The sequence below is a fragment of the Terrabacter sp. Root181 genome (assembly GCF_001428505.1).
Lineage (GTDB): Bacteria > Actinomycetota > Actinomycetes > Actinomycetales > Dermatophilaceae > Terrabacter.
In genome coordinates, this window is sequence record NZ_LMHU01000005.1 from 467,707 (window position 1) to 481,024 (window position 13,318).

Annotated in this window: 12 protein-coding genes; 4 read left to right on the forward strand and 8 right to left on the reverse strand. The window is 72.7% G+C overall.

The window, feature by feature from the left end; genetic code table 11:
* Positions 1–2 precede the first annotated feature (2 nt).
* Together paaI and ASD90_RS11065 are read right to left on the reverse strand one after the other, a co-directional pair.
* A complete protein-coding gene (gene paaI / locus ASD90_RS11060; protein WP_200958601.1) occupies positions 3–458 on the reverse strand; it encodes a hydroxyphenylacetyl-CoA thioesterase PaaI in 456 nt (151 codons plus the stop codon).
* A complete protein-coding gene (locus ASD90_RS11065; protein ID WP_056755867.1) occupies positions 455–1,675 on the reverse strand; it encodes a 3-hydroxyacyl-CoA dehydrogenase NAD-binding domain-containing protein in 1,221 nt (406 codons plus the stop codon). The genes paaI and ASD90_RS11065 overlap by 4 nt, the downstream gene beginning before the upstream one ends.
* A gap of 104 nt (positions 1,676–1,779) precedes the next feature.
* Between ASD90_RS11065 and paaN the strand changes: the two genes are divergently transcribed.
* Complete coding sequence (gene paaN / locus ASD90_RS11070) at positions 1,780–3,504, forward strand: phenylacetic acid degradation protein PaaN (RefSeq protein ID WP_056755870.1); 1,725 nt, start codon at positions 1,780–1,782, stop codon at positions 3,502–3,504.
* A 54-nt stretch (positions 3,505–3,558) separates the two neighbouring features.
* Positions 3,559–4,917, forward strand: a complete 1,359-nt coding sequence (locus ASD90_RS11075) for an MFS transporter (protein ID WP_235506560.1) — start codon at positions 3,559–3,561, stop codon at positions 4,915–4,917.
* 92 nt (positions 4,918–5,009) lie between these two features.
* Here ASD90_RS11075 and ASD90_RS11080 read toward each other — a convergent pair whose 3' ends face one another.
* Positions 5,010–5,591: a TetR/AcrR family transcriptional regulator gene (locus ASD90_RS11080; protein WP_056755875.1), complete on the reverse strand. Its 582-nt coding sequence runs from the start codon at positions 5,589–5,591 to the stop codon at positions 5,010–5,012.
* 114 nt (positions 5,592–5,705) lie between these two features.
* On the opposite strand from ASD90_RS11080, the gene ASD90_RS11085 reads away from it, so the two are divergent.
* Entirely contained in the window at positions 5,706–6,086 is a 381-nt protein-coding gene (locus ASD90_RS11085) for a VOC family protein (protein ID WP_056755877.1), read from the forward strand.
* Positions 6,087–6,110: 24 nt separating this feature from the next.
* Here the strand turns inward: ASD90_RS11085 and ASD90_RS11090 are convergent, their stop codons facing one another.
* The 3 genes from ASD90_RS11090 to ASD90_RS11100 all read right to left on the reverse strand — a co-directional run bounded on the left by ASD90_RS11090 (position 6,111) and on the right by ASD90_RS11100 (position 10,770).
* Positions 6,111–6,491 carry a DUF1304 domain-containing protein gene (locus ASD90_RS11090; protein WP_056755880.1) on the reverse strand — a complete coding sequence of 127 codons (381 nt, stop codon included), beginning with the start codon at positions 6,489–6,491 and terminating at the stop codon, positions 6,111–6,113.
* Between the two features lie 87 nt (positions 6,492–6,578).
* Positions 6,579–9,572: an AAA family ATPase gene (locus ASD90_RS11095; RefSeq protein ID WP_056755882.1), complete on the reverse strand. Its 2,994-nt coding sequence runs from the start codon at positions 9,570–9,572 to the stop codon at positions 6,579–6,581.
* Between the two features lies 1 nt (position 9,573).
* Positions 9,574–10,770 (reverse strand): exonuclease SbcCD subunit D, encoded by a 1,197-nt coding sequence (locus ASD90_RS11100; RefSeq protein ID WP_056755885.1) that lies wholly within the window; start codon positions 10,768–10,770, stop codon positions 9,574–9,576.
* A 124-nt stretch (positions 10,771–10,894) separates the two neighbouring features.
* On the opposite strand from ASD90_RS11100, the gene ASD90_RS11105 reads away from it, so the two are divergent.
* Positions 10,895–11,611: a dihydrofolate reductase family protein gene (locus ASD90_RS11105; RefSeq protein ID WP_056755888.1), complete on the forward strand. Its 717-nt coding sequence runs from the start codon at positions 10,895–10,897 to the stop codon at positions 11,609–11,611.
* 98 nt (positions 11,612–11,709) lie between these two features.
* Here the strand turns inward: ASD90_RS11105 and ASD90_RS11110 are convergent, their stop codons facing one another.
* Together ASD90_RS11110 and ASD90_RS11115 are read right to left on the reverse strand one after the other, a co-directional pair.
* Entirely contained in the window at positions 11,710–12,087 is a 378-nt protein-coding gene (locus ASD90_RS11110) for a phage holin family protein (RefSeq protein WP_056756425.1), read from the reverse strand.
* Positions 12,088–12,091: 4 nt separating this feature from the next.
* A complete protein-coding gene (locus ASD90_RS11115; protein ID WP_056755892.1) occupies positions 12,092–13,180 on the reverse strand; it encodes a 6-phosphofructokinase in 1,089 nt (362 codons plus the stop codon).
* Positions 13,181–13,318: the final 138 nt, after the last annotated feature.

Sequence of the window (13,318 nt, forward strand, 5' to 3'; positions counted from 1 at the left end):
GGTCAGGGGCGCTTGAGACTGCGGCTGCGACCGCGGAACTCGGCGATGATCTGACCGTCTGACTCCCTCTTCACCGTCACGTCCGTGATGCCGCTGCGCCCGAACGCCGAGCGCACGTGCCCCTCGGCGACGAGCACGTCACCGAGCCGCCCCGGGGCGGTGAAGGAGATGTCGGCCCCGGCCGCCACCGTGAGGCTCCCCCGCGAGTTGCAGGCGAGCGCGAAGCACGAGTCGGCCAGGGTGAAGATGTAGCCGCCGTGGCAGATGGCGTGACCGTTGACCATGTCGTCGCGGATCGCCATCCGCACGACGGCATGGTCCTGATCGAGGACGACGGCCTCCATGCCGAGCCGGCGCGAGGCCTCGTCGTCGGCCCACATCTGCCGGGCGAAGGCGACCCCCGCCTCCGGGTCCGCCCGGTCGTGGGCCCCGCCACCGGGCAGTTGGGTCTCGCTCACGAGATGCTCCCGTCGGTCAGGGCCGGGCTCGGGCGGTAGCGGCCGCCCGGGTAGGCCTCGTCGAGCTCGGCGACCTGCCGGGCGACGACGTCGAAGCCGATCTCGCGGCCCCAGGCGATGGGGCCCTTCGGGTAGCGGGTGCCGAGGCGCATCGCGGTGTCGACGTCGTCGGCGCTCGCCTCGCCGCGCGCGACGAGGTCGACGGCCTCGTTGACGAGCATCGCGAGAGTCCGCGCGAGCGGGTCGGTCGCGATCGGTCCGCCGACGAGGCGCTCGGCGAGCCCGAGGTCGGGCTCCGCCCCCGTCACCGAGCCGTCGGCGGCATACGCGTAGACCCCCGAGCCCGTCTTCCGGCCGAGCCGCCCGGCCTCGACGAGGTCGCGCTGGAAGGCCGTCGGCGCGTAACGCTCGTCGCGGCCCGTCTGCTCCCACACCGACGTGCCGACCGCGAGGTTGACGTCCTGCCCGATGAAGTCGGTGAGCTCGAGCGGCCCCATCGGGAAGCCGCCCTTCTCGCGGAGCGCCCAGTCGACGGTGGCCGCGTCGGCGACGCCGCTCTCGACGATGCGCTGCGCCTCTCCGTAGAAGGGTCGAGCGACGCGGTTGACGATGAAGCCCGGGGTCGAGCTGCACCGCACCGGGGTCTTGCCCCAGGCCGACATGAGCGCGGTGACGTGCTCGACGTAGGCCCGGGCGGTGCGCGAGCCGTGCACGACCTCGACGAGCTTCATGACGGGCGGCGGGTTGAAGAAGTGCAGCCCGAGCGTGCGCTCGGGGTCGGAGACGTCGGCGGCGATGTCGTCGATGTCGATGCTCGACGTGTTGGTCGCGAGCACCGTCGTCGGCGGCTGGCGGTCGGCGAGGTCGGCGAAGATCCGACGCTTGAGGTCGAGGTCCTCCGGCACGGCCTCGATGACGAGACCGCACTCGGGCAGCTCGTCGAGCGACTCGACGGGGGTGATCCGGGCCAGCACTGCGGCCGCGTCGTCGGCGGACAGCCGTCCCTTGTCGACGAGGCGCGACAGGGCGGCGCCGACCTTCTCGACGGCGCTTGCCGCCGCGCCCGGCACCGCGTCGACGAGGGTCACGTCGTGGCCGGCGGTCGCCGCGACCTGGGCGATGCCGGCCCCCATTGCTCCTGCCCCGATGACTCCGACGGGGCCGAACGCCGACTCGTCAGCATGGTCTTCAGTGGCCTCGGTGGTGTCCGTGTCCATGCCCGCCATCCTGCCGCGTCGCCCACCCGGTGTGCGCGGCGGGCGGTCGCGGGCCGCGCGTGACGGCATACGGCCGCACTGTCGGCCGGGACTAGCATCGACCCGTGACTGCACCGGCAACGACGCCCACCCACCCCCTGCTCGACGCGCACGCGGGAGTCCTCGACGAGATCCGTCAGGCCCTGGCGAGCCGCAGCTGGTACTCCCGCTATCCCGAGTCGCCCAGCCCTCGCGTCTACGGCGAGTCCGCCGCCGCCGAGGGGCTGGCCGCCCACGAGGCGCACCTGGGCGGGGCGTATGCCGCCCTGTCGGGCCAGCCGACCGACGGCACCTTCGTGGGCAGCGAGGTGTCGCCCTACGGGCCGACGCTCGGCATCACCTACCCGGCGCTCGACGTCGACGCCGGTCTCGCGGCGGCCCGCGCAGCGATGCCGGCGTGGCGTGACGCGGGTCCGCAGGTGCGGGCCGCGGTCTGCGTCGAGATCGTCGACCGCATCAACAAGCGCAGCTTCGAGATCGCCAACGCCGTCATGCACACGTCCGGCCAGCCGTTCGTCATGTCGTTCCAGGCCGGTGGGCCGCATGCGCAGGACCGCGCCGTCGAGGCGGTCGCGGCCGGGCTCGTCGAGCAGGAGCGCGTGCCCGCGTCGGTCGTCTGGGAGAAGCCCGGTCGCGACCGCGAGGGCAACCCCGCGGCGACGCGGATGCAGAAGGACTACCGCCTCGTCCCGCGCGGCGTGGCCCTCGTCATCGGCTGCAACACGTTCCCGACGTGGAACGCCTACCCCGGCATCTTCGCCTCGCTCGTCACCGGCAACCCCGTCGTCGTCAAGCCGCACCCGCGCGCCGTGCTGCCGCTCGCGATCTCGGTCGAGGTCGCCCGTGAAGTGCTCGCGGAGGCCGGTTTCGACCCGGCTCTGGTGCAGCTCGCCGCGGAGGCCGACGGCCAGGGGCTCGCCAAGACCCTCGCAGAGCGAGACGAGGTGGCGATCATCGACTACACCGGCGGCCCGACGTTCGGTGCCTGGCTCGAGCAGTCGGCGGCCGCGCACGGCAAGCTGGTCTACACCGAGAAGGCCGGCCTCAACTCGATCGTCGTCGACTCGACGGACGACCTGCGCGGGATGCTCGGCAACCTCGCCTTCAGCCTGACGCTCTACTCCGGCCAGATGTGCACGGCGCCGCAGAACCTCTACGTGCCCGAGAGCGGCGTCGACACCGACGAGGGGCACCTGTCCTTCGACGAGTTCGGTGACCGGCTCGCCGGTGCCGTCGGTCGGCTCACAGGCGACGACGCCAAGGCCGTCGAGCTGCTCGGCGCCACGGTCAACGACCAGGTGCGTGGCAACGCCGACTCGCTCGCGTCCATCGCCGAGGACGCCGACGGCCGCGTCGTGCTCGACTCGCGGCGCGTCACGCACCCGACGTGGTCCGATGCCGTCGTGCGCGCCCCGGGGCTCGTCGCCGTGGACGTGGCCCGTGAGGACGTCTACACGCAGGAGTGCTTCGGCCCGGTCGGCTTCCTCATCCGGACGGCCTCCACGGAGCAGTCGCTCGCGCAGCTCGCCGACACCGTGCGCGAGCACGGTGCCATGCCCGCGGCCGTCTACTCGACGAGCGACACCGTGCTGGACGCGGCGCGCGACGCGGCCGCCGAGGGCGGAGTCGCCCTGTCCGAGAACCTGACCGGGCAGGTCTTCGTCAACCAGACGGCCGCCTTCTCCGACTTCCACGGCACCGGTGCCAACCCGGCGGCGAACGCGGCCTACACCGACGCCGCCTACGTCGCGAACCGCTTCCGCGTCATCACGTCGCGCCGTCACGTCTGAGGCGCCGTGGTCCTCGCTCCAGCTCAGCTCGACCGGGCGACCTTGCAACGCAAGGTGGTTCGGACTCTCGTCGGGTCGCAGATCCTCAGCGGCGTCGGCATGGCGTGCGGCATCGCCGTCGGCGCGCTCCTCGCCGAGGACCTCAGCGGCACCGAGGCGCTCGCCGGCGTCGGCACGACCGCCCAGGTGCTCGGCACCGCGCTGCTGACGATCCCCGTCGCCCGCGCGACGGCCGCCAAGGGGCGTCGGGTCGGCCTCCGGTGGGGTCTGGCCGTGGCCTTCGTGGGTGCCGCTCTCGTGATCGTGGCCGCCGTGCTGCGGTCGTTCCCGCTCTTCGTCGTCGGCATGTTCCTCTTCGGCGGCGGGACGACGGCCAACAACCAGACGAGGTATGCCGCGGCCGACCTGGCCGCCCCGGCCCGCCGGGGGCGCGACCTGTCGATCGTCGTGTGGGCCACGACGATCGGCTCGGTGGTCGGGCCGAACCTCGTCGGACCGGGCAAGGCGCTGGCTCACGCCCTCGGGCTGCCCGAGCTGGCGGGGACCTTCCTCTTCTCGCTCGTCGGCTTCGTGCTGGCCTGGCTCGTCGTCGACCGGCTGCTGCGTCCTGACCCGCTCCTCACGGCCCGTGCCCTCGACGCCGTAGCCCGCGAGGAGAGCCGGCGAGCCGCGGCCGCAGAGCGGACGGCTGAGCGGAGGGGTGAGCGGACGGCCCAGCCGACGGCTGAGGCGGGTCCTGCTCGTCGGGTCCAGCCGGTCGACGTCGTGGCCGACCCCGCGTCCGGCGGCGTGGCCGACGTGCCCAACCACGACGGGTCGATGCGCCGTGGCCTGTCCGTCGTGCGCACGAACCCTCGCGCCCTGCAGGCGATGCTCATCATGGCCCTGGGCCACCTCGTCATGGTGAGCGTCATGGTGATGACCCCGATCCACATGAAGCACGGGCACGCCGAGCTCGAGGTCATCGGCTTCGTCATCTCGATCCACATCCTCGGGATGTTCGCGCTGTCTCCGCTCGTGGGCGCGGCCGTCGACCGCTGGAGTCCTGCACCCGTCGCGATGACCGGCGGTGTGGTCCTCACGCTCGCGTCGCTGCTCGCGTCGCGCTCGCAGGCCGGCTGGTCCGGCCTGCTGCTCGTCGCGCTCTTCCTGCTCGGCGTGGGCTGGTCGTGCACGCTCGTCTCGGGCTCGACCCTGCTGACCTCGGTGGTGACGACCGACGAGCGGCCCGCGACGCAAGGCCTCGCCGACGTGCTCATGGGTCTCGCCGGGGCCGGGGGTGGCGTGGCAGCCGGCATCGTCGTCGGCTCGCTCGGCTACTCCGCTCTCGCCACCGGGTCAGCCGCCGTCGGCGTCGTGATCCTCGTCGTCGGCGCGGCGCGTGTGAGGCGCTCCGGAGTCGACATCGACTGATCAGCGTCCCCAGCGGCCCGGGACCCCTCGAGCAGGCAGCGGAGTGCGTCGTGGACGGGGCCCCGGCGGGCGACGGGCGGACTACTCGGGCCTCACCCGAGCACCGTCTCGATCAGCGTCGGCACGTCGTCGGGACGGTAGGGCGCGTCGGTCATGACCCGGGAGTAGACGATGGCGCCGGCCAGGGCGACGGCGGCGGTGCCGGGGTCGACCCTCGCGGGGAAGCTCCCGTCCGCCACGCCGTCGGCGATGGCCTGCACGAGTGCCTGCCGCCGCGTCGCGGCGTAGGCGTGGTGGAAGGCGCGCACGTGCTCGTCGTGCTCGGCTGCCTCGATCAGCGCCGGGGTGCAGCCCGTGATCGCGGGGTCCGCGAAGGCCGCGGAGAGGTGGCGGAGCAGCCGGTCGACCCGGTCGAGCGGCGACGCCGGAACGAGAGCGGCGTCGCCGGGGGGCTGGACGTTCAGGGTCTCCAGGGCGTCGGCGACCAGCGCGAGCTTGCCGGGCCAGTGGCGGTAGATGGTGCTCTTGGCCACGCCGCTGCGCTTGGCCACCGACTCGATCGTGAAGGCCCCGTAGCCGCGTGCTGCGAGCTCCGCCAGCGCCTCCCGCTTGACCAGCTCGTGGGTGCGCTCGATGCGCGGATCCGGCGCTCGAGCCGGGCGTTCGCTGGTCACGCACCCAATCGTACGCTGTCGTTTCACTGTGAAACGCAACCGTTGCACAAGTGGGCGGGGCGGCGTAGCGTCGTCTGGGTCAGGGCATTCGACCTGAGGACGGAGGCGAGAGTTATGGCCGTCGGGGTGCGCTACATCGTCGACGACGTCGCGGCCGCCGTGGAGTTCTACACCGGGCTCCTGGGGTTCGACGTCGAGATGGGTCCGTTGCCGGGTTTCGCCATTCTTGGGCGGGACGACCTGCGTCTCCTGCTCAACCAGCCCGGCGCCGGCGGGGCCGGGCACGCGGGAGAGCAGCCCGGAGCCCCACCGTCCCCGGGCGGGTGGAGCCGGTTCCAGCTCGTGACCGAGGACCTCGACGCGGAGGTCGACCGGCTGCGCGGGGCGGGCGCGACGTTCCGAGGCGCCGTGGCCGAGGGAGCCGGGGGGCGCCAGATCCTCGTGGAGGACCCGTCCGGCAACCCGGTCGAGCTGTTCGAGCCGGCCCGGAGGTGAGCGAGCGGGGCGCCGCGACCGACGTCAGACGAGCAGGGTCAGCACCAGGCCGACGAGCGGCAACGTGCCCTGGGTCAGCGCGGCGCGCAGGTAGCGCCGCCCCGTCGTGACGAGGACGGCCGCGGCGGCGACCATCGAGCCCGTGCAGAAGAGGGCGAGCGTTCGACCGGCCGTGTCGTGGTCGGTCCACCAGAGCACCAGCCCGAGCGCCGCGCCGATGCCGAGGAAGAGGTTGTAGAAGCCCTGGTTGTACGCCATCGGCCGGGTCACGTCGGCGGCCGCCTGGTCGGCGACGCCGAAGCGCTTCCACACCTCAGGCCGGGTCCAGCCGACGCTCTCCATCCAGAAGATGAAGAAGTGCAGGAGTGCGGCCAGCCCGACGAACACGCTCGCGGCGATCTTCATGATCGGATCGTAGGGCCACGTCGTGTGTCCCGGTGGCCCCATCTGTCCCATCCGTGTGACAGCGGGGCGACTCGACGGGCCAGAGGGTCAGGCGGTGATGCGCAGGGTGCTCGTGCGGTCGGGCTTGACGAGCACCTCGATGCGGTCGGCGACCCGCGACTTCAGCTCGGTGACGTGGCTGACGATGCCGACGGTGCGGCCGCCCTCGCGCAGCCCCTCGAGCGTGTGCATGACGTCGTCGAGGACGTCGGGGTCGAGCGTGCCGAAGCCCTCGTCGACGAAGAGCGTGCCGAGGTCGACGCCGCCGGACTCGGCCCGCACGACCTCGGCGAGGGCGAGGGCGAGCGACAGCGAGACGTAGAAGGTCTCGCCGCCCGACAGCGTGCCGACCTCGCGGACCTGGTTGGTGTGCATGTCGTGGACGCGCACGCCGAGGCCCGACTTGGCGTTGCCCTTCTTGGCGTCCGTGTGCTCGAGCGTGTAGCGACCGCCGGAGAAGCGCCCGAGCTCGGTGTTGGCGGCCGAGAGCACCTCGGTGAAGCGGCGGATCAGGACGTACTTCGCGAGGTCGAGGTTGAGCTGGTTGTCGCCGTTGCCCGCGACGAGCTGGCCGACCCGCACGGCGTCGGCGGTCTCGGCGATGACGGCGGCGTTGCGTGCCATCGCGTCACGGATGTCGGTGACCCGTCGCTTGGTGCGCGTCACCTGGTCCCGGAGGCTGCCGTGCTCGTTGCTCGCTGCCTCCATGTCCTTCTTGGCCGCAGCGGCGAGGGCCTCGAGCTGCTCGATGTCGTCGAAGAGGGCGTCGAGCTGCACGTCGGCGAGCTCGGGCCCGGTGAGCCCGGCGCGCACCTGGGTGCAGGCCCGCTCGAACTCGGCGATCTCGCGCGTCTTGGCGTTGATCCACTCGGCGCCGCGGTCGGCCGCCATCCACTCGGCGACGTCGGCGAAGCCGAACTGAGCCAGGTCGGCGTCGCGCGCCGCGGTGTCCTCGGCCACGGACGAGGCAGCGACGTCGCGCTGGCCGAGCGCGTCGACGAGCGCGTCGAGTCGGGCCGCGTCGGCGACGAGGGCATCGCGTCGGGCCGTGACGCTGGGGTGGCCGTCGCGCGCCTGCTCGACGACCGCCGTCTCCTCGGTGATGCGGCCGTCGAGGTCGACGACGGACTGCTCGACCCGAGCGAGGTCGGCGCCCAGCCGACCCGCCTCGGCCGAGAGCGTGTCGACGCGGTCGCGCAGCTCGGCCACGCGCGCCACCCCGGCCTCGACGTCGGCTCGGGCCTGCACCGACGCAGCGAGCTCACGCGCGGCCGCTTCGGCCTGGGATCGGGCCGTGGCCACGTCGAGCCCGTCGCAGCGTGCCGCGAGCTCGCGCACCTCGGACCGGAGGGCACCGAGCGCCTCGGCCGCTCGGCCGGACTGCTCGCGCAGCCCGACGACGCGGGACTCCTCGGCCTCGATCTGCTCGGGAGTGACCGCGTCGAGCGTCCGGTGAGCCGGTGACGGGTGCTCGACCGAGCCGCACACCGGGCACGGGTCGCCCTCGACGAGCGAGAGCCCGAGCTCGCCGGCGATGCCGTCGATGCGGGCCCGACGCAGCTCGGCCAGCGAGGTCTCGGCCGACGCCACGGTCCCGAGTGCCTCGGTCGCGGCGGACTCCGCCCGGGGCACCCGGGCGCTCGCGGCCGTGTGGGCCACCGCCGCCTCGAGCCGACCCCTGGCCCGCTCACCCTCGGCGGCGCGCCCGTCGAGCAGCGCCGCGAGCCGGCGTGCCTCGGTGAGCGCCTCCTCGTGCGTCGTGATCGTGACGGGGAGCGCCTCGAGCTCGGTCGTCACCGACGCCACCGACCGGCGTAGGCCGTCGAGCCCCTCACGCCGTCGCGCCAGCTCGGCGATGCGGCCGGCCAGGGCACTCTCGAGGGTGATGGCCCCGGTGAGGGAGCCGACGACCTCGCGGGCCTGCGCGGCGGCCTCGCGCAGCGCGGCCGGTCCGCGGTCGCGCAGGCCCGGGTCGACGCGGGCGCGGGCCTGGGCCAGGGCCGCCTCGGCGCGCTTGAGCGTCGCCTCGGACAGGGCCAGGGTGCGCATGGCACCGGCGACGGGACGTGCCTGGCGCGCCCGCGCCACCTCGTCGCCGAGCTGCTGGAAGGTCACCGCCTGCTTGCCGAGGTCGTGCTCCTGCTGCTGGAGCAGGAGCAGCCGCTCGCGGCGCTGCATGCGCAGCCGGGCGTCGCTGACCATGTCGGCCATCTGTTTGTGGGTCTCGATGGCCTCGCGGCTCGCCTTGCCCGCGTGCCGCTCGCGGGTCGTCAGCTCGTCGACGACCTGGGCCAGCTCGGCGTCGAGGGCCTCGGGCGTCGTGCGGCTCAGGGCCTCGAGCTCGTCGCGTCGCGACGTCTCGAGGCCGGCCGACACCGCGAGCGCGTGCATCGCGAGGCGGATCTCGTCGACCGCGGACTGACGGCGGGCCTGGGCGGCCCGCCCGGCCTCGACGATCTCGTCCTGGACCCGGCGGAAGAACGCCGTGCCGAAGACCTTCTCGAGGAGCTTGCCCTTGTCCTCGGACCGGGCACGCAGGAACGTCGCGAACTCGCCCTGCGGCAGGATCACGGTCTGCACGAACTGGTCGCGCGTGAGCCCGACGGCGCGGGTGATCTCGTCGTCGCAGTCGCCGATGTTGGTCGAGAGCAGCTCGCCGCCCTCGAGGTCGTCGGGTGTCTGGAGGCGCCAGAGCTTGATGGTCGGCTGCTGCACCGTGGTGCCCTCGCCGCGCGACTTGGGCCGCTCGAAGCGGGGGGTGCGCTGGACGCGGTAGAGACCCGACTGCGTCTCGAAGACGAGCACGACCACCGGCACGGTGCGCGGGTCGGCGTGGTGGGAGTGGATGCGCTCGACGTCGGCCGAGGCCTGGGCCACCTTGCCGTAGAGCGCGAAGGTGATGGCGTCGATGATGGTCGACTTGCCCGAGCCGGTGGGCCCCTCGAGCAGGAAGAGTCCGGCGCGCCCGACGGTGGTGAAGTCGATGACCTCGGTGCCGGCATACGGCCCGATGGCGGTCATGGACAGGTGGTGCAGCTGCACGTCACGCCACCTCCTGCGACTCGGCCCGGTGCTGGGCCTTCACGGCGGCCTCGAAGCCGGCCTCGAAGACGTCGACCTCGCCGCCGCTCGCCTCGGTCTTGGTGACGTAGGCGATGAAGTCGGAGCCGAGCTCACGCGGGTCGCGCTCGCTGACGACGGTCGTGCCCCCGCGGCCGCGGTCGATCGCGCCATCGGGCTCGTGGAAGACCTGCAGGGCGTGCGGGAAGCGGGACTTGAGGCGGTCCATGAGGGAGTCCGGACGCACCCGGTCGGTGACCGTGACCCGCACCCACGCGTCCTCGGCGCCGGCGTAGGTAGCCGACTCGAGCAACTCGTCGAGGCGCCCGCGCAGGGTCGCCATGGCGCGGGGCTGCACGATCTCGACCGGGGTCACGCGTGCCGGGCCGGACGTGTCGAGGTCGACCAGGAGCACGACCTTCTCGTGGTCCTGCTCTGAGAAGGAGTAGCGCAGCGGTGAGCCGGAGTAGCGCACGACCGACCCCTTGGCGGACTCCGGCGCCTGCGGGCCGTGGAGGTGTCCCAGCGCGGCGTAGTCGAGGCCGTCGAAGACCGTGCCGGCCACCCGGTCGACACCCCCGACCATGATCGAGCGCTCGGAGTCGCTCGGCTCGGCGCCGGCGACGAACGCGTGGGCCAGCACGACCGACCGGACTCCGGGCCGCTCGGCGAGGTCGGCGCGGATGCGGTCGCACGCCGCTCCGACGACGGCCTGGTGCGACCGCGGCAGCGGCTCTCCACCGCCCGCCAGTGCCACCCGCGCGTGGTCGGGGTCGAGGTAGGGGATGCCGTAGACCGCGGCCCGCACCCCGTCGCTGCCCTCGAGCTGGACCGGCAGGTCGAGCTGGCCGAGGTCGGTGACCATGCGGATGCTGTCGCGGAAGAGGCCCGCTCCGTAGCCGAGCCGGATCGCCGAGTCGTGGTTGCCCGACGTGATGACGACGGTGGTGACGGCCGACAGGCGCGAGAGGGTCCACTCGAACAGCTGCACCGACTCCACGGGAGGCACGCCGCGGTCGTAGACGTCGCCCGCGACGAGCACGGCGTCGATCGGGATGCCGTCGGGAGGGTCCTCGACGAGCTCGCAGATGCGCTCGAGCACGGCCGACTGCGCCTCGTGGAGGTTCACGCCGTGGAGCGTGCGACCGAGGTGCCAGTCGGAGGTGTGGAGCAACCGCATGCCACGACGGTAGGACCCTGCGCCCACACCCTCGCCACCGACACCCCGACGGCCCCCGCGCCCGTCGCCGAGCGGTTGTGCGTGAGCGCCCGCGACCGTCGGCGCGGACCCCTACCGTGGTCGGATGGAGCGCCCCGTCCGTCCCCACGTCGTCGTCTACAACGAGGCCAGCATCGACGGGAGGGTCGTCGGCTTCGACACCGACCCGTCCCGCTACTACCGGCTGGGCTTCCGCTGGCGCAGCGACGCGATCCTCATGGGCAGCACGACCGCCCTCGCCTTCGGGCCGCCCGAGTCCGAGACCGACCAGCAGCGCATCCTGCCGCGGCCCGAGCGCCTGCCCGTCGTGCCCGGCTTCGAGTCGCTCGTCACCGAGCCGCGCCCGCTCCTCGTCGTCCCCGACAGCCGCGGCGTCGTCCGGTGCTGGACCCACGCCCTGTCCCAGCCGTGGTACCGCGACGTCGCCGTCCTCGTCACGCGCCACACCCCGACCGACTACCTGCGCTACCTCGACCGCCGCGGCATCGAGCACGTCGACGCCACCGGACCCGCGTCCGGTCGCGTCGACCTCGCCGCAGGGCTCGCGCACCTCACGGGTTCGCACGGCGTACGCGACGTCCGCACCGACGGCGGCGGCGCGCTCACCGGCGCCCTGCTCGCCGCCGGCCTCGTCGACGAGATCGTGGTCCTGCTCGACCCGGTCGTGTCGAGCGACCCGGGCGGCCAGCGTCTGGTCACGCTGCCCCACGCGGGGCCACCCGGCGGCATACGCCTGCGGCTCGACGACGTCGAGCGCTTCGAGGACGGCGCAATCCTGCTGCGCTACGCGACGAACGCCTGAGAGCGCGGGAGCCGCGCAGGTCGGTCCGGTATGCCGTGAGCCCGCCTCCCGAGGGGAAGCGGGCTCACGGCCGGGCCGGGTCGAGAGGGCGAGCCGGCTCAGTCGGTCTTGATGAAGCTGAGCAGCATCGACACGAAGGTGATGATGAGGCCGCCGAGGACGGCGTCCCAGAAGAAGTGCTCGACGTGGAAGGGGAGGTCGAGCTTGCCGGCCAGCCACGACGTGAGCTCGAGCATCAGGGCGTTGACGATGAAGACGAACAGGCCCAGCGTCAGGATGATGAGCGGCAGCGAGATCAGCTTGATGATCGGCTTGATGAAGGCGTTCAGGATGCCGAAGATCAGGGCCACGAGGACGACCGTCCAGATGACCTGACCCGTCGAGCCACCACCGAACGTGATGCCGGGGATGGCCCACGCGGCCACTCCCAGGGCGACGGCGTTGACCACCGTCCGAAGCGCGAAGTTGAGGAGCATGCGGTCAGTGTTCCACGGGAGCAGGCGCATCGGCGGGAAGGCCGGGGTGCTCGTCTCCGGGGATCCGCGGCTGGAACATCGCGTTGAGGCGCAGCAGGTCCGGCTCGACCATCTTGAGCGCGCCGATGGCCTCGGCGACGGGCACGCGCTCGATGCGTCCCTTCTGCAGGGCGACCATCTGGCCCCACGCACCGTCGAGCGCGGCCTCGACCGCGGCGACGCCGAAGCGGGTGCCGAGGACGCGGTCGAACGCGACCGGCGACCCGCCGCGCTGGATGTGGCCGAGCGCGGTCATCCGGCTCTCGATGCCGGTGCGGCCCTGGATCTCGCGGGCCAGGATCGAGCCGATGCCGCCGAGGATCTGGTGGCCGTACTTGTCGACCTCGGGCGCGGGGATGTCCATGGTGCCGGCCTTGGGCAGGGCGCCCTCGGCAACGACGACGATCGTCGCGAAGCGGCCCTTCTTGTGCCGGTGGACGATCCGCTCGCAGACCTCGTCGACGTCGAACGGCTCCTCGGGCACGAGGGTGATCGCGGCGCCGCCGGCCAGGCCGGACCAGATCGCGATGTGGCCGACGTGCCGGCCCATGACCTCGACGACGAGGACCCGGTGGTGGGACTCGGCCGTGGTGTGGAGCCGGTCGATGGCGTCGGTGCAGATCTGCACGGCGGTCTGGAAGCCGAACGTCATCTCCGTCAGGGAGATGTCGTTGTCGATCGTCTTGGGCACGCCGATGACGGGAAAGCCGTTCTCGTGCAAGCGGTTGACCACACCCATCGACCCCTCGCCGCCGATCCCGATGATCGCGTCGAGGCCGTGGCGGTCGTAGGCCTTGCGCACGCGCTTGAGGCCGTCCTCGTGGGCGAAGGGCTGGTCGCGGCTGGTGCCGAGGATCGTGCCGCCGAGGGGCAGGATGCCGCGGCACCGGTCGACGTCGAGGATCTCGTAGTCGTTGTCCATGACCCCGCGCCAGGCGTTGCGGAAGCCGATGACGGTGCTGTCGTACGTGACCTCGGCGGCGCGGGTCGCGCCCCGGATGACGGCGTTGAGGCCGGGACAGTCCCCGCCCCCGGTGAGGATGCCGATGCGCATGATCTGACTTTCGTGAGGCTGGGCATGAAGAAGATGTCGAGGCGGCGGTGGCGCGACGATGTGAGCCTAGCCACAGACCGGTGTCGCCGTCAGGAGAGCGTCCATGGGCCGGTCGCCCGCGTGGACACTGCCTCTACA